The sequence below is a fragment of the Brachybacterium netajii (SeqCode) genome (assembly GCF_054114245.1).
This window is the reverse complement of record NZ_JBSYXB010000002.1, coordinates 724,539-746,848: the sequence shown is the minus strand read 5'-3', so window position 1 is coordinate 746,848 and position 22,310 is coordinate 724,539. Positions and strand designations below refer to the sequence as shown.

At 71.4% G+C, this 22,310-nt stretch carries 21 protein-coding genes and 2 tRNA genes; 11 read left to right on the top strand and 12 right to left on the bottom strand.

Annotated features, from left to right (window positions below):
* Positions 1-21 precede the first annotated feature (21 nt).
* Together ACXET9_RS07075 and ACXET9_RS07070 are read right to left on the bottom strand one after the other, a co-directional pair.
* Positions 22-288: a hypothetical protein gene (locus ACXET9_RS07075; protein WP_457885782.1), complete on the bottom strand. Its 267-nt coding sequence runs from the start codon at positions 286-288 to the stop codon at positions 22-24.
* A complete protein-coding gene (locus tag ACXET9_RS07070) occupies positions 288-626 on the bottom strand; it encodes a helix-turn-helix transcriptional regulator (RefSeq protein WP_457885781.1) in 339 nt (112 codons plus the stop codon). The genes ACXET9_RS07075 and ACXET9_RS07070 overlap by 1 nt, the downstream gene beginning before the upstream one ends.
* A gap of 220 nt (positions 627-846) precedes the next feature.
* Here ACXET9_RS07070 and ACXET9_RS07065 point away from each other — a divergent pair, with 220 nt between their 5' ends.
* From ACXET9_RS07065 to ACXET9_RS07045, 5 genes are all read left to right on the top strand, one after another.
* Positions 847-1,461 carry a hypothetical protein gene (locus ACXET9_RS07065; RefSeq protein WP_457885780.1) on the top strand — a complete coding sequence of 205 codons (615 nt, stop codon included), beginning with the start codon at positions 847-849 and terminating at the stop codon, positions 1,459-1,461.
* 40 nt (positions 1,462-1,501) lie between these two features.
* Positions 1,502-1,957 carry an ImmA/IrrE family metallo-endopeptidase gene (locus tag ACXET9_RS07060; protein ID WP_457885779.1) on the top strand — a complete coding sequence of 152 codons (456 nt, stop codon included), beginning with the start codon at positions 1,502-1,504 and terminating at the stop codon, positions 1,955-1,957.
* Between the two features lie 78 nt (positions 1,958-2,035).
* Positions 2,036-2,548, top strand: coding sequence for a hypothetical protein (locus tag ACXET9_RS07055; protein ID WP_457885778.1), 513 nt, complete (start codon positions 2,036-2,038; stop codon positions 2,546-2,548).
* Between the two features lie 35 nt (positions 2,549-2,583).
* Positions 2,584-3,963 carry a recombinase family protein gene (locus tag ACXET9_RS07050; protein WP_457885777.1) on the top strand — a complete coding sequence of 460 codons (1,380 nt, stop codon included), beginning with the start codon at positions 2,584-2,586 and terminating at the stop codon, positions 3,961-3,963.
* Between the two features lie 8 nt (positions 3,964-3,971).
* Complete coding sequence (locus tag ACXET9_RS07045; RefSeq protein WP_457885776.1) at positions 3,972-4,472, top strand: single-stranded DNA-binding protein; 501 nt, start codon at positions 3,972-3,974, stop codon at positions 4,470-4,472.
* A 9-nt stretch (positions 4,473-4,481) separates the two neighbouring features.
* Here ACXET9_RS07045 and ACXET9_RS07040 read toward each other — a convergent pair whose 3' ends face one another.
* The gene (locus ACXET9_RS07040) at positions 4,482-5,033 is read right to left on the bottom strand and encodes a PPA1309 family protein (RefSeq protein WP_457885775.1); all 552 of its coding nucleotides are present in this window, start codon (positions 5,031-5,033) and stop codon (positions 4,482-4,484) included.
* 152 nt (positions 5,034-5,185) lie between these two features.
* On the opposite strand from ACXET9_RS07040, the gene ACXET9_RS07035 reads away from it, so the two are divergent.
* From ACXET9_RS07035 to ACXET9_RS07020, 4 genes are all read left to right on the top strand, one after another.
* Positions 5,186-8,299: a UPF0182 family membrane protein gene (locus tag ACXET9_RS07035; RefSeq protein WP_457885882.1), complete on the top strand. Its 3,114-nt coding sequence runs from the start codon at positions 5,186-5,188 to the stop codon at positions 8,297-8,299.
* A 145-nt stretch (positions 8,300-8,444) separates the two neighbouring features.
* Positions 8,445-8,518 (top strand) — tRNA-Met (locus ACXET9_RS07030).
* 187 nt (positions 8,519-8,705) lie between these two features.
* A tRNA-Met gene (locus ACXET9_RS07025) sits at positions 8,706-8,779 on the top strand.
* A gap of 141 nt (positions 8,780-8,920) precedes the next feature.
* On the top strand, positions 8,921-9,565 hold the full coding sequence (locus ACXET9_RS07020; protein WP_457885774.1) for an SGNH/GDSL hydrolase family protein: 645 nt from the start codon (positions 8,921-8,923) through the stop codon (positions 9,563-9,565).
* Between the two features lie 152 nt (positions 9,566-9,717).
* On the opposite strand, the gene ACXET9_RS07015 is transcribed toward ACXET9_RS07020, so the two are convergent.
* The 6 genes from ACXET9_RS07015 to ACXET9_RS06990 form a co-directional block, all read right to left on the bottom strand.
* A complete protein-coding gene (locus tag ACXET9_RS07015) occupies positions 9,718-10,647 on the bottom strand; it encodes a crotonobetainyl-CoA--carnitine CoA-transferase (protein ID WP_457885773.1) in 930 nt (309 codons plus the stop codon).
* Positions 10,648-10,727: 80 nt separating this feature from the next.
* Positions 10,728-11,948, bottom strand: coding sequence for a pyrophosphate--fructose-6-phosphate 1-phosphotransferase (locus tag ACXET9_RS07010; protein WP_457885772.1), 1,221 nt, complete (start codon positions 11,946-11,948; stop codon positions 10,728-10,730).
* A gap of 92 nt (positions 11,949-12,040) precedes the next feature.
* The gene (locus ACXET9_RS07005) at positions 12,041-12,841 is read right to left on the bottom strand and encodes an inositol monophosphatase family protein (protein WP_457885771.1); all 801 of its coding nucleotides are present in this window, start codon (positions 12,839-12,841) and stop codon (positions 12,041-12,043) included.
* 103 nt (positions 12,842-12,944) lie between these two features.
* Positions 12,945-13,991, bottom strand: coding sequence for a ribosome small subunit-dependent GTPase A (gene rsgA / locus ACXET9_RS07000; protein WP_457885770.1), 1,047 nt, complete (start codon positions 13,989-13,991; stop codon positions 12,945-12,947).
* On the bottom strand, positions 13,988-15,319 hold the full coding sequence (aroA, locus tag ACXET9_RS06995; protein WP_457885769.1) for a 3-phosphoshikimate 1-carboxyvinyltransferase: 1,332 nt from the start codon (positions 15,317-15,319) through the stop codon (positions 13,988-13,990). The genes rsgA and aroA overlap by 4 nt, the downstream gene beginning before the upstream one ends.
* Before the next feature lie 4 nt (positions 15,320-15,323).
* Complete coding sequence (locus ACXET9_RS06990; RefSeq protein WP_457885768.1) at positions 15,324-15,890, bottom strand: hypothetical protein; 567 nt, start codon at positions 15,888-15,890, stop codon at positions 15,324-15,326.
* A gap of 273 nt (positions 15,891-16,163) precedes the next feature.
* Here ACXET9_RS06990 and ACXET9_RS06985 point away from each other — a divergent pair, with 273 nt between their 5' ends.
* Together ACXET9_RS06985 and ACXET9_RS06980 are read left to right on the top strand one after the other, a co-directional pair.
* On the top strand, positions 16,164-16,925 hold the full coding sequence (locus tag ACXET9_RS06985; RefSeq protein ID WP_457885767.1) for a sigma-70 family RNA polymerase sigma factor: 762 nt from the start codon (positions 16,164-16,166) through the stop codon (positions 16,923-16,925).
* On the top strand, positions 16,922-17,272 hold the full coding sequence (locus tag ACXET9_RS06980; RefSeq protein ID WP_457885766.1) for an anti-sigma factor: 351 nt from the start codon (positions 16,922-16,924) through the stop codon (positions 17,270-17,272). Before ACXET9_RS06985 ends, ACXET9_RS06980 begins: the two co-directional genes overlap by 4 nt.
* A gap of 91 nt (positions 17,273-17,363) precedes the next feature.
* On the opposite strand, the gene ACXET9_RS06975 is transcribed toward ACXET9_RS06980, so the two are convergent.
* From ACXET9_RS06975 to ACXET9_RS06965, 3 genes are all read right to left on the bottom strand, one after another.
* Positions 17,364-17,438 (bottom strand): 50S ribosomal protein bL37, encoded by a 75-nt coding sequence (locus ACXET9_RS06975; RefSeq protein ID WP_370297284.1) that lies wholly within the window; start codon positions 17,436-17,438, stop codon positions 17,364-17,366.
* A gap of 98 nt (positions 17,439-17,536) precedes the next feature.
* The gene (locus ACXET9_RS06970; protein WP_457885765.1) at positions 17,537-18,181 is read right to left on the bottom strand and encodes a GDSL-type esterase/lipase family protein; all 645 of its coding nucleotides are present in this window, start codon (positions 18,179-18,181) and stop codon (positions 17,537-17,539) included.
* A 78-nt stretch (positions 18,182-18,259) separates the two neighbouring features.
* Complete coding sequence (locus ACXET9_RS06965) at positions 18,260-22,156, bottom strand: multifunctional oxoglutarate decarboxylase/oxoglutarate dehydrogenase thiamine pyrophosphate-binding subunit/dihydrolipoyllysine-residue succinyltransferase subunit (protein ID WP_457885764.1); 3,897 nt, start codon at positions 22,154-22,156, stop codon at positions 18,260-18,262.
* Positions 22,157-22,310: the final 154 nt, after the last annotated feature.

Below are 22,310 nucleotides of genomic sequence, written 5' to 3'. Positions count from 1 at the left end.
ACGGCGGGGGCGCTTCTGCGTTCAGGAGTCAGTGGGGGCCACGGCGAGCGCGGCGCCGGTGTGCTTCGCGAGGATCTGGTCGATGCGCGCGATCGCGTTGCGGGCGTCTCGGAGCTGGGCCTCCTGGAAGGGGATGAGGCCCCGCTCGGCCCAGCGCTTCGCGTTCTCGACCGCGGTGGTCGCGTAGGCGAGGTCCTTGGCGACGAGGTCGCCGTCCTCGTCGAACGGCACGCCCGTGACCTCACGGAAGAGCAGGGGCGTCCACGAGGCGGTCTGATCGGCGGTCATCAGGCCACGTCCTTCCGGCGAGCGCGCGGCGCCGAGGTGGCCCGCCTGTGGGTCTTGGGAGGCTCCGCCCGTGCTCGGTCGGAGTCCACTCGGGTCATGAAGATGTCGTCGACGTCGAGGTGCAGGTAGTGGGCGATGCGCAGTGCGGGGTCGGTGTTCAGGGTGCTCGCTTCGCCGGTGATGAGGCGGCGCATGTAGCTGTGGGACTTCCATCCGGCAGCTCGCGCGAGCTCGCGCTGGGAGACGTTGAGCTTCTCCATGCGTCGCACGAGCTTGTCGCGGTTGATGAGCTCCATCCAGATCGCTCCAACGTGGTAGGGGGCGGTGACGAGATGCACTGTACTTCCTCCGAGTCCGAGTGTCCACTGACAGAGTCCAGCATGCATCCTTTGGTGTCCACTTGCAAGTGGCGGCGTGTCGGCGGGCTATCGGCGCGTGGCCTCATTGGACGTATGTTCGACTAGATCATCTGGGACACTCTTAGTGCCCAGCGGATTCCCGCGTGTCGGTATCCGGGGCATTCGCCATCGACCCCTGTGCCTGCCGAGGATTCCCACTGTGAACGCACTGCACCCGCTCGGAAAGCTCATCCAGTCCGTCGAGGACTCGAGGGGCTGGACGCTGCGCGAGATCGCTCGCCGCGTCGACGACCGGATGGGCCGGACGATCTCTCACGCCTACGTCGCCAGGCTGAAGCGGGAGCCGATCAAGTCGATCAGCATCGAGACGATCCGGGCGCTCAGCGCCGGGCTCGATCTTCCGGAGCGCGACGTTGCCATTGCGGCGCTCGGCGCGATGGGTGTTCACGACTCGACCGCCGGAGATCCCCGGGCCGCCGTCGCGATCGCGCGGGACCCCGAGCTCTCCGACCGTGACCGCAGGATCCTCCTCGCGGTCCTCAGGGAGATGGACAGTGGAGACGACACGCAGCACGACGACCCAGCCCGACCTCCGCGCGACGGCGGCCCGATGGATGGTGATGCTCAGCCAGATGGGCTTACCGTCGTGCGGCCTCTGATCCACTCGATCGGCGAGCGCTCGGCGCCGCCCGCGGCCAAGGAGCCGTGGGCGGCGCACGAGGACGAAGACGGCAGCAAGCTCGATCAGCTCGACGCCGAGGCCGCGGTGAGGGGCGAGGAGTCGCAGGATTCGGGGTCGGACGATCCGGCCTGAGGTGTCTGCCCTGTCGGACGGGGACCGTACGGTCCCGGTCATGCGTGAGGATCGGGAGGTCGCGGAGGCTTACGAGCCCTGGCGGCATCTCGCCGGCCGGTGGCCGCACGTCCAGGTCGATGATGTCGACGACCTCCCGGCCGGGCGGCTCGCCGAGACCAACGGGGTCGACAGGATCCGGATCCGGCGGCGACTGCTCCAGGCAGAGCGGCGGTCCGCGCTCGCGCACGAGCTCGTCCACCTCGAGGAAGGGCACACGACCCGGTGCAGTCCCGCGGTCGAGCACGCCGTCGATGTCGAGGCCGCGCGCCGGCTGATCCCCTGGGACCGGCTCCTCGACGCGGTCTCCTGGTCGCTGAGCGTGGAGGAGATCGCGCTCGAGCTGACCGTGACCCCGCGGATGCTCCGCGCGCGCATCAGCGCGTTGCGCGCCGACGAGCTGTTCGACCTCGCGCGCGCGGGCCAGGATCCCCTCGACCCCGACCATCAGACCTGAGACGGACTGCCGCCGCCCACGGCCGCCGTCGGCCTACGATCCGGGCACCACCCTCTCGACCGACCAGGAGTAGCAGCCATGTCGTCGCCCAGCACCACCGCGCCCCGGCCCATCCCCGCCGGACGCCCGCCGGCACGCGGGATCACCATCAGCAGCACCGCCGCGATCATCATCGCCGTCGGCACGATCGCCGCAGGGATCCTCCTCGGCGGCGGTGCCTTCCTCGGCGGCCACGTCCTCGGCGAGCGCTCCGCCGGCGCGGCGAGCGCGGCGGCGGCCGAGGAGGAGGCGGGGGAGCTGGTGTTCACGGCGGCGGATCTCGACGCGGCGGTGGTCGCGTGCGGGATCGACGATGTGCAGACGGATGCGGACGGGGTGCTGACACTGCCGGGCACGGTCTATCCGTCGTTCTCGAGGCAGTGCGTGCTGCTCGAGCTCGATCCGCCGGCGCGCGCGTGGGCCGAGTACTCGTACGACGGGTTCACGTCTGCGGGGGCGACGCTCGATGGCGGGGAGTACTCGTGGGGGAACCTGACGATGCGGTGGACCCAGGTCGAGGGCGGGCGCGACATGACGTTGGAGCTGTCGTGAGCTCGCGGTCCCGGTCGTCCCGGGGCGAGCGTGCGGTGATCTACCTTCGGCAGTCGACGTTCCGGGAGGAGTCGATCTCGCTCGAGCTGCAGGAGACCGCGGGACGCGAGTATGCGGCCCAGCAGGGCTACACCGTCGTCGGCATGGAGTCCGACCCCGGCCTCTCCGGCCGGACGTTCAACCGGCCCGGCGTCGCGGCGGTGATGGACGCCGTCGAGTCCGGTACCGCGGACGTGATCATCCTCTGGAAGTGGTCACGGCTGTCCAGGAACCGGCTCGACTGGTACCTCGCGGCCGACCGGGCCCAGGAGGCCGGCGGCCGGATCGAGTCGGCGACCGAGCCGATCGACACCTCCACGTCGATCGGCCGGCTCGCGCGCGGGATGATGATCGAGATCGCGGCGTTCGAGTCCGAGCGCGCCGGCGACCAGTGGAAGGAAGCACAGGCCCGCCGAGTGCGGCAAGGGCTGCCCCATGACGGCAGGGTCCGGTTCGGCTACGTCTACAACGCCGAGCAGAAGATGTACGTCCCCGACCCCGTCACCGGGCCGGTCTTCGCCGACCTCTACCGGCGGTTCACCGCCGGGGAGACGTTCTACTCCCTCTGCATCTGGCTGAACACGCAGGGGATCCCCACCGCCACGGGCTCCAACATCTGGACCGCGGGGAACCTCCGCCAGATCATGGACCGCGAGTTCGCCGTCGGGAAGGTCCACTACCTGGGCCAGGTGCATCCCGGCGCGCACGAACCGCTGATCACCGAGGCCGAGCACGCGGCGTACAGGCAGGCGCGGAAGAAGCGCGCCGCGGCGCCGCGATCCGAGGCGTCCGAGTACCTCCTCGCGGGGCTCGTGTACTGCGGCGTCTGCGGGAGGAAGCTCACCGGCGCGTCCGCCCGCGGACGCTGGTTCTACTACCGCTGCTACTCCTCCCGCTTCACCGGGAAGCACTCCTACGTCCAGGCCCCGGCACCCGCCGTCGAGACCGCCGTCCACGAGAAGCTGATCGAGACCGCCGCGCACATCACGACCCTCGCCGTGCCCGAGACGCCGACCATCACCGTCGACACCGCGACGCTGAAGCGCGCCATCCAGCAGCACAAGACGTCGCTCGGCCGGCTCGCCGTGCAGCTCGCCGAGGGCATCATCAGCGCCGACGCCTACAGCGCCGCCGCGCCCGCGCTCGAGCAGAAGCTCGCCACCGCCCGCGAAGCCCTCGAAGCCGCGACCGCCGAGCAGGTCGTCCCACCCATGCACGACGCCGTCGTCAGCCTCGTCGCGGACTGGCACATCCTCCCCACCTCCCACCGGCGAGCGCTCCTCGCCCGCGCCGTCGAGAAGGTCGTCGTCGACTTCAACGACGAGCGCAGCATCGACGTGACCATGAAGCCCGGAGTTCGTGCTGGCGCATCCTGACGACCCTGATGGGCAACGCGACCGGCGATCCGAGCCGCCGGGACATGCCCGACGGCACCCCCAGCGCGATGGTGCGCATCGCCGTCACCGGCCGCTACTTCGACATCTCCAAGAAGAGCTTCGAGGACCGCAAGACCGAATTCATCACCGTCTACGCGCGTCGCAACCTCGCGCGCAACCTGATGGCCTCGGTCCGCAAGGGGCAGCCGCTGGTCGTCACCGGGCGCCTGAGCAGCAGCGAGTGGACCGACTCCGAGGACGTGCGCCACGTGCAGCTGGTCATGCAGGCCGAGGCCCTCGGGCACGACCTGACCTACGGCACCGCCGTCTTCACCAAGCCGCTGCGGACTCAGGACCTGCCCGACGTCGACTTCCAGACCGGTGAGGTCCTGAGCCCCTCGCCGGGGATCGGCGGCTCCTCCCTCGAGATCGTCGACGGGGAGGCGGGGGACGACGACGCGCTCACCGCCGCCGCGCCCCTCGGAGGGTCGCTCGCGACGGCGTCGTGAGCGAGGCCGTCAGCCGGCCTCGGTCTCCTGCAGGGTCTGCAGGAGCGCCGAGGTCAGGGCGGGGACGAGCGCGGCCCCCAGCACGTAGCCGTCCCCGTCCGCCCGGCGCAGCGCCGACCAGGTGGTGCCGTCGGCCAGCGCCCCGACGACGATGCGCAGCGGCCGGTCCGCGGGCAGTGCGCGATCGTCGGTGCCGTCGCGCAGGCTCCAGCGATCGGGCGCCAGGTCGCAGGCGAGGGCCCCGCCGGCGGCGAGATCGGGCCAGAGGATGCGGGAGAGGCCGTCGAGCGGATCCGACGCACCCAGGGCCGAGGCGGGGGCGCCCGTGGACTCGTCGAGCTCGATGGGGGTGAGCTCGAGATCGTCGGCCGCGGGAGCGTCCTCCCCGCCCAGCAGGGAGGCCAGAGCGGGGGAGGAGGCCAGCAGGGCGGAGCTGCGGGCGAGGGCGAACCAGCGCGGAGCGCGCAGCGGGGCGTCGTCCACATGACGGCAGATGTCGAGCACGCCGGCGGCGAGGGCCGCGGTGGCGGGATCCAGGGGGTCCTGATCGGGGGTCGTCATCGAAACGAGAGCCTACTTCCGTGCTCGACCTGACAGAATGGGTGGGCCGCCGCTTCGGTGGCGGCGCCCCACTGTATCCGGAGCAGGTGCAGGTCCGTCGCGACGGATCCGATGCGACGACGGCGCCGTTCCATGAGTCCCTGAGGATTTACGTGAGCTTCTCCGCGCCGTACGGCGACGCCTCCCGCCCGCGACCGGCTCCCGAGCCGCCGTCGCGCCCGCGTCTCTCCCCGGTGGCGGTGACGGCGCTCGTGCTCGGCGCGCTCGTCGTCCTGCTGCTGATCGCGTCGGAGGTGTGGACGAAGTACCTCTGGTTCGATCAGCTCGACTACACGGATGTCCTGCTGACCCGCTGGGGGACGCAGGCGATCCTCTTCGTGGTCGGCTTCCTGCTGTTCGCCGCGCCGCTCTACGTGAGCCTGCGGATCGCCTACAGCCGTCGGCCCGTCTACCCGCCGGTCACGCGCGAGCAGGAGGCGCTCGAGCAGTTCCGCTCCGCCGTGGATCCGCTGCGCCGGGGGATCACCGTCGCCGCGCCGCTGATCATCGGCGCCTTCGGCGGCCTCGCCGCCTCCCGCAGCTGGCAGGACGTGCAGCTGTTCCTGCATCCGCAGACCTATGGCGAGGTCGATCCCGTCTTCGGCCTCGACATCGGCTTCTACGTCTTCACCCTGCCGCTGATCGACATCGCCCTGTCCTTCGGCCAATTCGTGTGCCTGGTCGCCATCGTCGGCGCGCTCATCGGCCACTTCGTCTACGGCGGCGTCGCCTGGGGCCAGGAGAGCGGCCTCGAGGTCACGCGCGCCGCCCGCCAGCACCTGGGGATCCTCGCCACGATCTACGTGGTGCTGCTGGGCCTCGGGCACTGGTTCCATCGCTACGACCTGCTCGTCAACGAGCACAGCCGCTTCACCGGCGCCTCCTACACCGATGTGCACGCGATCCTCCCGGCCCAGACGATCCTCGCGATCGCCGCGATCGTCGTGGCCGCCCTCTTCGTGGTGTGGATCTTCCGCGCCGACTGGCGCATCCCGGCGGTCGGCGCCGGGCTGATGATCCTGGCGACCATCGTGGTCGGCAGCCTCTATCCGTGGGCGATCCAGCGCTTCCAGGTCACCCCCAACGAGCGCTCCCTCGAACAGACCTACATCCAGCGCAACATCGACGCGACCCGCACCTCCTTCGGCCTCGACGCCGTGGACGAGGTGTCCTACTCGCCGTCCACCGATACCGAGGCCGGGGCCCTCCGCGAGGACGCCCAGACCACCGCGCAGATCCGCCTCATGGACCCGGCGATCATCTCGCCGACCTTCGAGCAGCGCGAGGCCAACCGCGCCTACTGGGGCTTCGACGACGTCCTCAGCGTCGACCGCTACGAGATCGAGGGCGAGCTCCAGGACACCGTGATCGGCGTCCGCGAGCTGCGGCCCGACAAGTTCAACCTGAGCACGCGCTCCTGGGTCGACCAGCACATCATCTACACGCACGGCTTCGGCACCGCCGCCGCCTACGGCAACCTCCGCAGCTCCGACGGCGAGCCCGTGTTCCTGCAGTCCGGAGTCCCCAGCTCCGGCGAGCTCGGCGAGTACGAGGAGCGCGTGTACTTCGGCCGCTACTCGCCGGACTACTCCATCGTCGGCGCTCCCGAGGGCAGCACTCCGGAGGAGTTCGACTACCAGTCCGTGACGGACGGGGAGGATGGCGGCGAGCAGGTCAACAACACCTACCAGGGCGAGGGCGGGCCGAGCATCGGCTCGCTGGTGAACCGTCTGCTGTATGCGATCAAGTTCCGCGACGCGAACATCATGATCTCCTCGTACGTCAACGAGGACTCGCAGATCCTCTACGACCGCGGCCCGCAGGAGCGCGTCCGCGAGGTCGCGCCCTTCCTCTCCCTCGACTCGCAGATGTACCCCGCGGTCGTCGACAGCGAGCTGGTCTGGGTGATCGACGGATACACCACCACCGATCGCTACCCGTACGCGACCTCCGTGGACCTCGACCAGGTCATCGAGGACTCGCAGACGAGCGCAGGGGCCTCCGCCCAGTACCGCGATCGTTCGGCGAACTCCATGAGCAACTCGGTCAAGGCGACGGTCAACGCCTTCGACGGCTCCGTGACGCTCTACGCCTGGGACACCGAAGACCCGATCCTCCAGGCGTGGGAGGAGATCTTCCCCGACGCGGTCCAGCCCTCCTCCGAGATCAGCGACGCGCTCATGAGCCACCTGCGCTACCCGGCGGACTACTTCAAGGCGCAGCGCGAGCTGCTGGCGACCTACCACGTCACCAACGCCGACGACTTCTTCGGCCAGCAGGACTTCTGGCAGACGCCCCCGGACCCGACGGCGCAGACCACCACCAACGCCGACGGCACGACCAGCGTGCAGGCCGCGCAGCCGCCGATGTACCTGAGCCTGCAGATGCCCGGCACCGACGAGCCGAGCTTCTCGCTCTCCTCGAGCTACATCCCGGCCGACGGTCAGAACGTGCTCACCGGCTTCCTCGCGGTGAACTCGGAGACCGGCAACGTCTCCGGCAACCCTTCCGAGGACTACGGGAATCTGACCCTGCTGGTGCTGCCGGCCTCGAACCCGGTCAACGGTCCGGGCCAGGTGCAGGCGACCTTCAACGCGGAGCCCAACGTCTCGCAGGCCCTGAATCTGCTGAAGTCGGGCAACTCCGAGGTCATCAACGGCAACCTGCTCACCCTCCCGATCGGCGGCGGCCTGCTGTACGTCCAGCCGGTGTATCTGCAGTCCTCCGCCTCCGGCGGCGGCACGCAGTACCCGCTGCTGCAGATGGTGCTCGTGTCCTTCGGCGACAAGATCGGTTTCGCGCCGACGCTCGACGAAGCGCTCGACCTGGTCTTCGGCGGCGATTCGGGCGCGAACGCCGGCGACGCGGCGGTGACCGACACCAGCGGCTCCAGCGGCACGGCCGACACCGAGACCGGTGAGGCCACTGTGGATCCGGGCGACGGCGAGGCCGCGACCGAGGGCGACGACACCACCGCAGACACCTCCACCGACGGCACCTCCACGGGCGCCGCATCCGGCTCCGCCCAGGAGCGCCTCGACCAGGCCCTCGCCGATGCCGACACGGCGATCGCCGCGGCGGACGAGGCCCTCGCCAACGGGGACTGGGATGCCTACGGCGACGCCCAGGACCAGCTCGCCGACGCGCTCAACCGGGCCATCGCCGCCAATCAGGAGCTCAACGGCGACGGCACCGCCACCGGTGCGAGCGACGGCGGCGAGGGGTGAGCGCGGACGGACCGCACTGAGAGGGGACGGACCGGATCGAGCAGCCGAACCAGCTGGTGACAGGGGCATGAACGTGTCATGTCGCACGTTCGAGGCCTCTCGGCTGGCCCTCCGCCCCGCGGCGTCATAGAGTCGTCCATGTCGCCGCGGGGTGGAGCAGTTCGGTAGCTCGCCGGGCTCATAACCCGGAGGTCGTAGGTTCAAATCCTGCCCCCGCTACGAGACGAAGGCCCTCGATCGAGATCTCGATCGAGGGCCTTCTGCTGTTCCCGGAAACAGGCGCTCGCCTGGAGGGCGGCACACCGACCTCGAGGCCGGCGCGACGCCGGCGCCTCGGGAGGAGTCGGAGGTCACCCTTCCCGGATTGGACCTCCGAGCTGGGATGACGTAAAGTAGAACCAGTCGCCGCGGGGTGGAGCAGTTCGGTAGCTCGCCGGGCTCATAACCCGGAGGTCGTAGGTTCAAATCCTGCCCCCGCTACGAGACGAAGGCCCTCGATCGAGATATCGATCGAGGGCCTTCTGCTATCCCCGGCGCGGCGCGCACGATCGCTCCCCGGAAGGGGACCGGCCCCGGTGAACGCCCTCGGGGCGGCGGTGTCGGCTCTGGCAGAATCTGCGCATGACCACGGACAAGCTCCCTGATCCCCGGACGCTGCTGTTCATCGGGGACTCCATCACCGACTGCGGGCGCAACGACGATCCCGACGGCCTCGGCTACGGGTACGTGCGCCTGCTCGCCGAGCACTTCGCCGCCCACGAGCCCACCGCGACCGTCGTGAACCGCGGCATCAGCGGCAACAAGGTCCGCGACCTCGTCGCCCGCTTCGACGAGGACTGCCTCGACCTCGAACCCGATGTCGTGACCGTGTACATCGGCGTGAACGACACCTGGCACGGGTTCAGCCACAACGACCCCGTCAGCCAGGAGGACTTCGAGAGCGGCTACCGCCACCTCCTCGACCAGCTCTCCGCCCGCCGCCCCGCGGCCCCGGTCCTGATGATCATCCCCTTCGTCGCGGACATCGACGAGGAGAAGGCCAGCTTCCACGCGGACCTCGACCAGAAGGTAGCGATCGTCCGCCGCCTGGCGAAGGAGTTCCGCCATCCCGTGGTCGACCTCGAGGAGGTCCTCGAAGAGGCCTGGGCGGTCGGGCACACGCCGGCCGGCATCGCCGAGGACGGTGTGCACCCGACGATCGCCGGTCACCGGCTCATCGCCGACGCCTGGCTCGAGGTCTTCGCCAAGGCCGACCCGCGCCGCTGAGCTCGCACCGTCGTCGGGTGCCGCCAGCGCGCCCGACGACGGTGCGCCGGACGGTGCACCGGATGACGCACGGCGTCGGCCTGACGACGGCCCGTCGTCGGCCCGACGACGGCCCGTCGTCGGCCCGACGACGGACGCCGGGTGCGCGCGTCTCAGGGGCGCAGCGGCGCCGTCACGTCCAGTGAGAGGAATCCGCGACGCAGGGTCCGCGCATCGATCCGCAGCACGCGGGCGGGACGCACCGGATTGCGCAGCAGGACATGCCCGGTCCGCGGATCGGCACCGACGACCACATAGACGTGGCTCGCAGCCAGGGGGCCCTGCTCGGTGCCCATCCGAGGGCTCAGCGGATGCGTCGAGGCGGTGATCGCCCGCCCCTCCTCGAGCCACTCGGCCAGGGTCGCGGCCGACGGCATGCGCAGCAGTGTGCGCCCCGTCCGTCCCAGCAGCAGCTGGAGCCCGTAGCGTGCGATGCCCCGCTGCAGGAACCCGTAGCCGCCGGCGACGTGGAGAGCGATCGCCTTCTCGAGCGTGCCCGCCCAGCCCGGGCCGCCGCCGTCGCCGTGGGCATAGACGAAGCGCCCCTCCGCATCGACGGGGAACGTCCGCTCCACGCGGATCGGTCCTGCGACGCCCGGCAGGCGCACGAGCGCAGCCCGCGGCTGTGCGTCGGCCCCGTCGGCTCCGACGGTTCTGCCGGCTCCGACGGTTCTGCCTGCGTCGGCGACCCCTCCGGGCCCGTCGGCGTCGACGACGAGCGCCCGCAGGCGCTCCGGAGCGGTCTCGTGGACGGCGAGCATCGAGGCCATCACCCAGCAGTCGCCGAGCCTGCCCTGGCGGGGACGGCGGTGCCAATCCCACGGGCCGTCGTCAGCCCGCAGCTCCCGGCCGACGGGGCCGAGCCCCGGCGCGTCCGGCCCCTCGCCTGCAGACGGTGCGGACAGTGCGGACGCGGTGGACGCGGTGGAAGCGGTGGATGCCGTGGCAGCTCCGGAATGCGCTGCGCGCGCCCGCCCGGTGAGGGCGAGCGCGCGCAGGGTGCGGCGCCAGGTCCGCGGGCGGGCAGGGGAGGAGGGGCTCATCGGCCCATCATCCCCTCCCGCCCCGGTGCGGAACCAGGGCGACGGGGCGCCGAGGGCGCGCCGTCAGCGGGGACGCGTCGTCAGTGGGCCGCGGCCGGGACGATCTCCTGGCCGGTGCGCTCCATGACCTTCTCGAACCACGGCTGGGTGATGTCGAAGGCCTTGTGGCCGGCGACGCGGGAGAACTCGACGGCGCGCAGGATGTTGCCCTGCTCCTCGTCGTGGCCGATGAGGCCGGAGCCGCCCTCGAGCGCGACCTGGACGGCGAGGTCCGTCATCGACTTGATCAGGCGCAGGTCGTCGGCGTTGGCCTTCGCGGAGCGCGAGAAGTAGCCGGACTTCTGGACCATGACCTTCTCGGCGCCGAGCTTCTCGGAGAACTGCTTGGCGAACCACTGGCCGGGGTTGATCTTGTCGATCTTGACGTGGCCGAAGGGATCCTTCTCCGGCTCCTCGCCGCGGGCCTGCATCTCGGCGATGATCTCGGGGATGCCGGCGCCCTCGGACAGGAAGATGTTCACGCAGCCGGTCTCGTCCATGACGGTCTTCAGACGCGCGGCCTCGGCGTCGATGTCCAGGGCGAGCTCGGGCAGGAACACGGCGTGCACGTCCCAGCGCTCGGCCTTGTGGCCGATCGAGGGCAGCCAGGTCTGCTGGGCATGCCACTGCTGGTAGTACTCGGCGGCCTGCGCGGTCAGGTAGCCGCAGGCGCGGCCCATGATCTCGTGGATGATCAGCATCTTCGGGTTCGAGCCGTGCTCGGCGATGATGTTCTGCGCGAAGATGCTGGTCTGCTCGGCGGCGGACTTCGCGCCGAGGGACTGACGGATCGGCACGATGTCGTTGTCGATCGTCTTGGGCAGGCCGACGACCTGGAGGTCGTACTCGTTGTCGTGGAGGTACTTCGCGAGGTCCGCCGCGGTGGTGTTGGTGTCGTCGCCGCCGATGGTGTGCAGGACGTCGACGCCGTCCTCCATGAGCTTCTTGGCGGCGACCTCGAGGGCGTTCTCGCCCTCCTGGATGAGCCCGCGCTCGACCAGGTTCGCGGTGTTGGTCAGCTTCACGCGCGAGTTGCCGATGGGGGAGCCGCCGTAGTTGTGCAGCACATGGGCGTTCGCGCGGACCTCGTCGTCGACCACGATCTTCTCGCCGGAGAGCAGGCCCCAGTAGCCGTGCTTGTAGGCGATGATCTCGACATCGGGCACCAGCTCGTTGTACCGCTCGATGAGGCCGCCGACGGCGGAGGACAGGCAGGGGGCGTAGCCTCCGGCGGTGAGCAGTGCGACGCGCTTGATCGTCATGGCGTAGGGGTCCCTTCAGGGTTCGGGGTCACGACAGGCCGAGTCTAGCGACCCGACGCCGAGGGAGTCCGGGGCGACCGTCCCGCGTGCGATCAGGCGCGGGGCTCGCGCGGGGCGAGAGCCGCCAGGACCTCCTCGTGGAGCGGACCGTTGGTCGCCACGGCGCTTCCGCCGAAGGGGCCGGGCTCCCCGGCCAGGGAGGTGAAGCGGCCGCCGGCCTGGGTGACGATCGGGACGAGCGCGGCCATGTCGTGCAGGGCGAGCGAGGGCTCGCAGGCGACGTCGACGGCGCCCTCGGCGACGAGCATGTAGGACCAGAAGTCGCCGTAGGCGCGGGTGCGCCAGAAGCGCTGCATGAGGTTCAGCATCTGCGGGAGGCGATCGTCGTCGGCCCAGCCGTCGAGGGAGGCGTACGACAGGCTCGCCTCGGCGATGTCGTCGACCGTCGAGACCCGCAGGGCGGAGGCGCTGGTGATGCGCGTCCCCGTCCAGGCGCCCGCTCCGGTCCCGCCCCACCAGCGGCGGGACAGCGCCGGCGCCGAGACCAGGCCGATCACGGGCTCCCCGTCCTCGATCAGGCCGATGAGCGTGCCCCACACCGGGACCCCGCGCACGAAGTTCGCGGTCCCGTCGATGGGGTCGATGACCCATTGCCGCGGCGAGGACCCCGTGGTGCCGAACTCCTCGCCGATGACCTGATCGCGTGAGCGCGAGCGCTTGAGCTGCGCGCGGATCAGCTCCTCGGCCCCGCGGTCGGCGTCGGTCACCTCGGTCAGATCGGGCTTCGTGGAGACCTGCAGGTCCTGCGCCTTGAAGCGGGACATCGTCAGCTGGTCGACGGCGTCCGCGAGGACGTGGGCGAGGCGCAGATCCTCGGCGTATCGGCTGGACATGGCCCAACTCTAGGGCGCGGTCCGGCACCTGCCGGGGAACGACGCGGGGGTGACGGCCTCCGACCTCCCGGCCGCCTCGGATCTCCCAGGGGCCTCCGGCGCCTCAGACGTCCCAGGGGTCGTTGGCCCGCAGCGCCACCGCGAGACGACGATAGGACGCGAGCCGGGCGGGGCCCGCGGTGCCGGCCCCGCCGTCGGCGACGAGCGCGTCCAGGGCGCAGTCGGGGGCGTCCTCGAGGTGCGTGCAGCCGCGGGGGCAGTGCTCGGCGAGGGCCGCGAGATCCTCGAAGGCGTCGAGGAGCTCCTCGGGCGCGACATGGCCGAGGCCGAAGGAGCGCACGCCCGGCGTGTCGATCACCCAGGCGTCGGAGTCGGGCAGGCGCAGGGCAAGAGCCGAGGACGAGGTGTGCCGTCCGCGGCCGGTCACGTCGTTCACGCGTCCGATGGCGCGTCCCGCCCCCGGCACCAGGGCGTTCAGCAGCGTCGACTTCCCGACGCCGGAGTGCCCGATGAGGACGCTGATGCGCCCGTCGAGATGCTCGCGCAGCGCGTCGAGCCCGGCGATGGTGCCGTCGGCCTCCTGGCGCGTGACCACATGGCGCAGGCCCAGCGGCGCGTAGGTGCGCAGGAACTCCTCGGGCGCGCGCAGGTCCGCCTTGGTGAGCACGAGCAGGGTGTCGATGCCCGCGACGTAGGCGGCGACGAGGCAGCGGTCGATCATGCCGCCGCGCGGCTCGGGATCGGCGACGGCGGTGACCATCACCATCAGGTCGGCGTTGGCGACGAGCGGACGCTCGCTGGGGTCGTCGTCATCGGCGCTGCGGCGGAGGAACGAGCGCCGCTCCTCGATCCGCACGATCCGCGCGAGCGATCCGTCGCGGCCCGAGACGTCGCCGACGAGGCCCACGAGATCGCCCGGCACCACGGGGGAGCGGCCGAGCTCGCGGGCGCGCATCGCGATGACGGTGCGCTCCTCGGGACCGCCGGCGCCGACGACGGTGCGCCAGCGGCCGCGGTCCACGGAGACCACCCGGGCGAGGACCGCGTCCTCGTGCTTGGGGCGGTCCTTGGTGCGGGGTCGGGACCCGCGACGGCTGGGTCGGACGCGGACGTCGGACTCGTCGTAGTCGCGGGCCGACCGTCCGCTCACGGCTGGCCGCCCTCCGGGAGGTCGGTGTGGAGCATCGACAGCCACATCCCCACGAAGTCCGGGAGGGTCTTCTGGGTGGTGGCGACGTCGACCACCTGCACGCCGGGGACGCGCAGGCCGATCACCGCGGCGGCGGTGGCCAGGCGATGGTCCTCGTAGGTCTCGAAGACCGCGCCGTGCAGCTCCTCGGGCCGGATCTCCAGCCCGTCCTCGAGCTCCGCGGTGGGGGCGCCGATCTTCGTCAGCTCGGTGGCGAGGGCCTTGAGGCGGTCGGTCTCGTGGCCGCGGAGATGGCCGACGCCGGTGAGGCGGCTCGGCGAGTCCGCGAGGGCCGCGAGCGCCGCGATCGTGGGGGTGAGCTCGCCGGTCGCCGAGAGGTCCGCGTCGAGACCGCGGATGGTGCCGGTGCCGCGCACGCAGAGGGCGCCGTCCTCGTCGCGCCAGACCTCGGCGCCCATGCGCTCCAGGAGATCCCGATAGGCGTCGCCCGGCTGAGTGGTGGCCTCGGGCCAGTCGGCGACGGCGATCGTCCCACCGGTCACCATGGCGGCGGCGAGGAACGGGCCCGCGTTGGACAGATCGGGCTCGACGACGACATCGCCGACGGCGAGAGCACCGCGGCGCACGATCCAGCGGGGGCGGCCCGCCTCGTCGGGCGCAAAGGCGGCGTCGACGCCGGCCTCCCGCAGGGTCTCGACCGTCATCTCGATGTGCGGGAGCGAGGGGAGGACCTCGCCGACGTGGACGAGCTCGAGATCCTGCTCGCAGCGCGCGCCGATCAGCAGCGCGTTGGAGATGAACTGGCTGGAGGCGGAGGCGTCGACCTCGACCCGGCCGCCGGGGAGGCGGCCGGTCCCGTGGACGGTGAAGGGCAGGTACCCGGGCTCGCCGTGCTCGGTGACCTCGACGCCCTGGGCGCGCAGCACCTGGATGACCGGGCCCATGGGGCGGGCGAGGGCGGCGGCGTCGCCCGTGAAGCGGACGTCGCCGTGGTGCAGGGCCGCGAGCAGGGGCACGAAGCGCATGACGGTGCCGGCGAGGCCGCAGTGGATCTCGATCGGGGCGGCGGGCTCGGCCGTCGGCGCCGGGATCGGGTCGACCCGCAGGGAGTCGTCCGCCGGGACGAGGACGGCGCCCAGGCGCTCGAGGGCATCGCGCATGAGCCGCGTGTCCCGCGAGACCAGCGCCCCGCGCAGGAGCGCGGGGGAGTCGGCGAGGGCCGCGAGCAGCATCCAGCGGGCGGTGAGGGACTTCGAGCCCGGGACGCGCACGAGCGCGTCGACGGGGGACTTCGCGACGGGCGCGCTCCAGAGGACGTCGGTGGTCACGGAGTCAGCCCTGCTGAACGGAGAGGGACGTGCGGGCATCCTTGACGGTGCTCTTCGCCTTCTTCTCCAGCGCCGCGGTGCGCTTCCCGATCTCCTTCTGCTTCTGCGCGGCGTTCTTCTGCGCACGGTCGACGAACTGCTCGAACTGGTAGCCCAGGGACGGCTTGCCGTCGTGGTCGACGACGGCGAGCAGGACGCCGCCGAGCAGGCCCGCGTCGGTGACGATCGACTGCAGCTCCTGGAGCCGCTCCTCACCGCTGAGCTCCCAGATCCTCCGGCGGCCGGCCCAGCCGACGGTCGTGGTGGCCAGCAGCACGGCGGCGGCGCCGCGCGGGCAGCGACCCGCCGCGTAGGCGACGCCGGCGCCGGCGGCCAGCAGGCCCGCGGCGCGCAGGATCGTGCGGGAGTCGACGATCGCGGGGACGGAGGACTTCCCGAGGGCGGAGTCCGCTGCGGAGAACGCCTGCGGGAGGACATCGAGGCTGCGCTCCGGGCGCAGCGCGGTGCGCACTCCCTCGACGACGAAGGGGGCGGCGAGAAGGGGACGGGCGATGCGGCGGACCAGGGCCATGGTGTCCTCACGTTCGAGAGCGTCTGTCGTTGGCCGGCGACCGGGAAATCCCGGTCACCGGAGCTCACCCTATCGCGCAGTTCACGGCGCGGACCCTGTGCTCCGGGAACACGCGGGGCGCCGGGCGCGTTGCACCCGACGGACCCGCCGGCCGTCGGCGGGCACCGTCCGCACGACGAACGCGACGACCCGGAGGATGCAGCGAGGATGACCACGGCAGTTCTCGACGCCGCGCGCCCCTGTCCCGGCGGCCCTGGCGTAGGTTGGGACGCGATGACCCCGACCGACACCGCACCCAGCCCCGGGACCGAGGACGCGCCGGAGTCCGGCCCCGCCCCGTCGCCCGCGACGGCTCCCGACGACGCCGGCCTCCCCGGCGGCGCCGACCTCACCGATCCCGCGGCCCCCGACGCCCGTCGTCTCCTCGTCGAGGACGGCGCGGCGGACTTCGACTTCGAGTCCGAGGCGCTCTCGCACCTGGACTCCCTCTACGGCGGCGCGCTGCGCATGACCCGGAACCCGCAGGACGCGGAGGACCTGGTCCAGGAGACCTTCATGAAGGCCTTCCGCGCCGCCGCGCGGTTCACCCCGGGCACGAACATGCGCGCCTGGCTGTACCGGATCATGACCAACACCTACATCTCCACCTACCGGCAGAAGCAGCGGCGGCCCAAGGAGGCCTGGAGCGACAGCGTCGAGGACTGGCAGCTCGCCGAGGTGGAGTCCCACAGCAGCCGGGGCCTGCGCTCCGCCGAGACGGAGGCGCTCGAGAAGCTCCCCGACTCCGCGGTCAAGGACGCCCTCGCGCAGCTGCGGGAGGACTATCGGATGGCGGTCTACCTGGCCGACGTCGAAGGCTTCGCGTACAAGGAGATCGCCGAGATCATGGAGACCCCGATCGGGACCGTGATGTCCCGCCTGCATCGCGGCCGACGCCAGCTGCGCGAGCTGCTGGAGGACCATGCGCAGCGCAGCGGATACCTGCGCCGGAGCGCCGACGCGCGGACCGGGGAACCCGGGAAGGAGGAGCGGTGAACCAGGAGAGCGACAGCACGGGCGCCCAGCGCCATGTGCGGGACACCGTGCGGAAGGAGGCGCAGGACCTGCGCTTCGGGCTCGAGGGAGCGGTCGACGGGGAGCTTCCCCGTGAGCTCGTCGAGCGGATGATCGCGCATGCGGAGGACTGCACCGAATGCGCCGACGAGCTCGAGATGCTGCGCCAGCTCAAGGACCTCGTGCGGCGCAGCTGCTGCGAGGCCGCGCCGAGCGCCCTGCGCGAGCGGATCGCCGTGCAGTGCCGCAGCGTCGAGGTCACCCGCAGCACCGCCGAGGGCACCACCACCGTGCAGGTCACGAGCGCCCGCTGGAGCGGTCAGGTCTGAACGGACCGGTCTGAGCGGCCCGGACTGAGCGGCCCGGACATGCGATGAGGGCCCCTCCCGCAGCGGGAGGGGCCCTCATCGACATCACGGGTCAGGCGTTGGGGCGCTTGCCGTGATTGGCGCCGCTCTTGCGGCGAGACTTGCGCTTGCGTCCGCGCTTGCTCATCACGCTCTCCTTTCCTTCGCCTGGGCAACCCGGCAATTCTGCCACACCGCGGACGTCGGCCGAGACGGAGTCCGCCGAGACGGCGCTCACGCGCGCGGTCAGGAGGAGGTGCCGAGCCAGGCGCCGAAGCCCCCGTGCAGGACCAGCCAGGCCATCAGCCCGTATCCCGTCTGCCCGGGATGATCGCCGCGGGAGCGCGCGAGGTCGCCCTCCCACTGCTCATGGCCCTCGAGACCGGCGACCATGTCGATGTAGGGGATCCGGCGGCGCGCGCAGACGTCGGCGTACGCCCCCGAGAGCTCGCGGATCGACGCGGTCAGCCCGCGGTCCCGGCTCGGCGGGGGACCGACGACGAAGGCGGGCACCCGCAGCCGCTCGAGGCCGTCGAGGACCTTCGCGAGGTTCAGACGGGAGCGCGCCAGGGAGAGGCCCTCGGGCACATCGGCCCGTCCGAGGGCCAGGACGACCCGATGGTCCACCGTGCCCTCGGCCTGGCCCTCGGCATCGGTGCGCAGCCGCACCTCCTCGTCCCAGCGCTCCGACAGCTGCGCGGAGGTCTCCTGCGGGAGGGCCGAGACGAACAGCTCGACAGGGCTCCGTGCGCCCTGCTCGCTGGCGACGGCTCGACCGATCCACCCCATCGCGCGGGCGTCGCCGACCCCGGCGAGCAGCTCGTCGCCGAGAGCGATGATCCGGATCCTCGGATCCTGGACGGGATCGGTCGTCGTGGGTGCAGCGGGCACCGGAACCTCCTGAGCAGGGGACGGGGCTTCGACTGTATCGGCGCGTCCCCGGGCTCGGCCCGGGGACGCGCCGAGGGGTCACACCTCGAAGGCGCGCTCCAGCAGGTCCTCCTGCTCGGCCTTGTGGGCCGAGTTCGACCCGGTCGCCGGCGAGGCGGAGGCGGGACGGGCGGCGACGCGCAGGGTGCGGCCGACGGCGACGGCGAAGTTGATCGCCATGTAGCCCCAGGCGCCCTGGTTCTCCGGCTCCTCCTGGACCCAGGTGAGGGGGACTCCCGGGTACTGGTCGAGCGCCGCGTGCAGCTCGTCGACCGGCAGCGGGTACAGCTGCTCGAGGCGGACGATCGCCACGTCGTCGCGCTCGAGCTTGCGGCGGCGGGCGACGAGGTCCCAGTACACCTTGCCGGAGGCGAGGATGACCTGGCGCACGCGCGCCGGGTCCACCTCGGTGTCGGGGATGACGGGCTGGAACCCGCCGGTGGTGAAGTCCTCGACCGCGCTGACGGCGGCCTTGTTGCGCAGCATCGACTTCGGCGTGAAGACGATCAGCGGACGACGGGGCTCCGTCTTCGCCTGGCGGCGCAGCAGATGGAAGTAGCTCGCCGGGGTCGACGGCGCGGCCACCCGCATGTTCTGCTCCGCGCACAGCTGCAGGAAGCGCTCGATGCGGGCGGAGGAGTGGTCCGGCCCCTGGCCCTCGTAGCCGTGGGGGAGCAGCAGCACGACGCCGGAGTTCTGCCCCCACTTCTGCTCGGAGGCCGAGATGAACTCATCGATGATGGTCTGCGCGCCGTTGACGAAGTCGCCGAACTGCGCCTCCCACAGGACCAGGGCGTCGGGGCTCTCCACGGAATAGCCGTACTCGAAGCCGAGCGCTGCGAACTCCGAGAGCGAGGAGTCGTAGACGTTGAAGCGGCCCTGGTCCTCCGAGAGGTTCGCGAGCGGGGTCCAGGCCTCGCCGTTCTCGTGGTCGATCAGGACGCTGTGCCGCTGCACGAAGGTGCCGCGGCGCGAGTCCTGTCCGGCGAGGCGGACCCGTCGGCCCTCCATGAGCAGCGAGCCGAAGGCGAGGAGCTCGCCGTAGCCCCAGTCGATGCCGCCCTCGGACGACATCTGGTGGCGCTTCTGCATCAGCTGCGCGAGCTTCGGATGCACGGTGAAGCCCTCGGGCACCTCGACATGCGCGGCGCCGATGCGCTCGATGACGGCGGCGTCCACGGCGGTGGCCTCGTCGCGGTCGGCCGCGGCGGCCGGGCGCTGGGCGACGGGCAGGTCCAGGCCCTGCACGTTGGCGGCCGGGTCCGCATCCGACGGGGCGGAGTCCGCGCGGGTGGCCGCGAAGGCCTGGTCCAGGTGCTCCTGGAAGTTGCGCACCAGGTCGGCGGTCTCGTCCTCGGTGAGGTCGCCGCGCTGGATGAGGGTCTCCATGTACTGCTTGCGGGTGCTGGGCAGGTCGCCGATCAGCTTGTACATCTGCGGCTGGGTCATCGAGGGGTCGTCGCCCTCGTTGTGACCGCGGCGGCGGTAGCAGACCATGTCGATGACCACGTCGCGGTGGAACTTCTCGCGGTAGCGGAAGGCGATCTCGGCGACCCGCACGCAGGCCTCGGGATCATCGCCGTTGACGTGGAAGATCGGCAGCTGCGTCGACTTCGCGACGTCCGTCGAGTAGTACGACGAGCGCGAGGAGTCCGGCAGCGTCGTGAAGCCGATCTGGTTGTTGATGATGACGTGGATGGTGCCGCCGGTGCGGTAGCCGCGCAGCTCCGAGAGGTTCAGGGTCTCGGTCACCACGCCCTGGCCCGCGAACGCCGCATCGCCGTGGATGAGGATCGGGACGACCGGGAAGTCCTCGGGGCGCTCCAGACGATCCTGCTTGGCGCGCGCGATGCCCTCGAGCACCGGGTTCACGGCCTCCAGGTGGGACGGGTTCGCCGCGAGGTACACCTTGGTGGACTCGCCGTCGCGGGCGCTGTAGGTGCCCTCGGTGCCCAGGTGGTACTTCACGTCGCCGGAGCCCAGGCCCGGCCCCATGTTGCCCTCGAACTCCTGGAAGATCTGGCCGTAGCTCTTGCCGGCGAGGTTCGACAGGACGTTGAGGCGGCCGCGATGCGCCATGCCGATGCAGACCTCGTCGATGCCCGCGTGGGCGGCCTCGTGCAGGACCGTGTCCAGCAGCGGGATGACGGACTCGCCGCCCTCGAGGGAGAAGCGCTTCTGGCCGACGAACTTCGTCTGCAGGAAGGTCTCGAAGGCCTCCGCCGCGTTCAGCCGGTCCATGATGTGCCGGTGCTCGGACTTCTCGAACGGGCGCCGGGGCGTCTCCATCGCCTTCTGGATCCAGAGCCGCTCCTCGGGATCGGAGATGTGCATGTACTCCACGCCGATGGTGCGGCAGTAGGCGTCGCGCAGCACGCCGAGGATGTCGCGCAGCGGCATCTCCTCCTTGCCGGCGAGGCCCCGGGTCGGGAAGATCCGGTCGAGGTCCCACAGGGTCAGGCCGTAGGTCTCGACGTCGAGGTCGGGATGGTGGCGGACCCGGTACTGCAGCGGGTCGGTGTCGGCCATCAGGTGGCCGCGCACGCGGAAGGCGTGGATCAGGTCCATCACCCGGGCGAGGCGCTCGGACTTCGAGTCCTTGAAGGGGTTGTCCGGGACCCAGCGCACCGGCTGGTAGGGGATCCGCAGCGCGGTGAAGACGCGGTCGTAGAAGCCGTCGCGCCCCAGCAGCTTGTCGGACATGACCTTGAGGAACTCGCCCGAGGCGGCGCCCTGGATGATGCGGTGGTCGTAGGTGGAGGTCAGCGTCATGACCTTCGAGATCGCGAGATCGGCGAGGGTGGCCGGGCTCGCGCCCTGGAACTGCGCGGGGTAGTCCATGGCCCCGACGCCGACGATGACGCCCTGCCCCCTCATGAGGCGGGGGATCGAGTGCACGGTGCCGATGCCGCCGGGGTTGGTCAGCGAGACCGTCGTGCCCGAGAAGTCGTCCATCGTCAGACGGCCGGCGCGCGCCTTCTTCACGACCTCCTCGTAGGCCTTCCAGAACCCGTGGAAGTCGAAGCGCTGCGCGGCCTTGATGCTCGGGACCACGAGCCCGCGGGAGCCGTCGGGCCGGGGCATGTCGATCGCGAGGCCGAAGTTCACGTCCTCGCGGGCGAGGAGGACGGGCTTGCCCTTCTCGTCGACGTCGAAGCCGTTGTTCATGTCCGGGACCTCGCTGATGGCCTCGATCATCGCCCAGCCGATCAGGTGGGTGAAGGAGACCTTCCCGGCGCGGTGGCGCTTGAGATGGTTGTTGATGACGATGCGGTTGTCGAACATCAGCTTCACCGGCACGTCGCGCACCGAGGTCGCGGTCGGCACGGCCAGCGACTCGTCCATGTTGCGCACGACGGCGGCGGCCGGGCCGCGCAGCTTCACGATCTCGGGCTCGCGGAGCTCGACGGCGGGGATCTGCGCGGTGGAGGTGGGGACCTTCGCGGGACGGTCCGACGTGGTGGAGACGGCGGTGGTCCTCGGTGCGGGGGCCGACGAGGGCGAGGCGTTCACGGGAGCGGGTTCCTTCACGGGCGTGGTGGCCTCCGCGGGCCTCGCGGGCGCGGAGGAGGGACGGGAGGCGGCGGGGGCCGACGACGTCGTCGTCGCCGGGGCGGCCGCTCGCTGCGGGGGCTCGGGGTTCGGGGCCGGTGCCGGTGCGGGCGCCGCGGGGGCGGCCTGCACAGGCTCGACGGGCTCGGCGGGCTCAGCGGGCTCTGCCGGCGCCGGGGGCGCGGGGGAGGACGGCTCGGGGTCGGCACCCGCCTCGCGGGTCGCGGACGTCGTCGCGGCGGGGCCCGGGCCGGCGGAGAAGTACTCCGCCCAGCTCGGATCGACGCTCGCGGGATCCTGCTGCCACTGCTCGCGGAGCGCGTCCACGAGCCACTGATTGGGACCGAACTCCGGGGTCTCCGGGTTCTGTGTCTTCTGTGACACTCTCAGATCGCCAGCCTTCTCACGGTCGAGTTCTGCGGTTGGGTCCAGCCTAACGGAGCTGGAGGGCCCGTCGGCGCGGTCCGAGCCGACGGATCCCGGACGTCGGCGCCCGCGGTGGGCCGGATCACGTCGGGCGGGATCGCGTCGGACAGGA

Excerpts from the sequence above, each read along its gene's own strand:
- ACXET9_RS07055 (WP_457885778.1), top strand. The coding sequence starts at position 2,036 with ATGTCGTCGCCCAGCACCACCGCGCCCCGGCCCATCCCCGCCGGACGC.
- ACXET9_RS07075 (WP_457885782.1), bottom strand. The coding sequence starts at position 288 with ATGACCGCCGATCAGACCGCCTCGTGGACGCCCCTGCTCTTCCGTGAG.
- ACXET9_RS07045 (WP_457885776.1), top strand. The coding sequence starts at position 3,972 with ATGGGCAACGCGACCGGCGATCCGAGCCGCCGGGACATGCCCGACGGC.
- ACXET9_RS07060 (WP_457885779.1), top strand. The coding sequence starts at position 1,502 with ATGCGTGAGGATCGGGAGGTCGCGGAGGCTTACGAGCCCTGGCGGCAT.
- ACXET9_RS07005 (WP_457885771.1), bottom strand. The coding sequence starts at position 12,841 with ATGTCCAGCCGATACGCCGAGGATCTGCGCCTCGCCCACGTCCTCGCG.
- ACXET9_RS06990 (WP_457885768.1), bottom strand. The coding sequence starts at position 15,890 with ATGGCCCTGGTCCGCCGCATCGCCCGTCCCCTTCTCGCCGCCCCCTTC.
- ACXET9_RS07020 (WP_457885774.1), top strand. The coding sequence starts at position 8,921 with ATGACCACGGACAAGCTCCCTGATCCCCGGACGCTGCTGTTCATCGGG.
- ACXET9_RS06985 (WP_457885767.1), top strand. The coding sequence starts at position 16,164 with ATGACCCCGACCGACACCGCACCCAGCCCCGGGACCGAGGACGCGCCG.
- ACXET9_RS07015 (WP_457885773.1), bottom strand. The coding sequence starts at position 10,647 with ATGAGCCCCTCCTCCCCTGCCCGCCCGCGGACCTGGCGCCGCACCCTG.
- ACXET9_RS07040 (WP_457885775.1), bottom strand. The coding sequence starts at position 5,033 with ATGACGACCCCCGATCAGGACCCCCTGGATCCCGCCACCGCGGCCCTC.
- ACXET9_RS07010 (WP_457885772.1), bottom strand. The coding sequence starts at position 11,948 with ATGACGATCAAGCGCGTCGCACTGCTCACCGCCGGAGGCTACGCCCCC.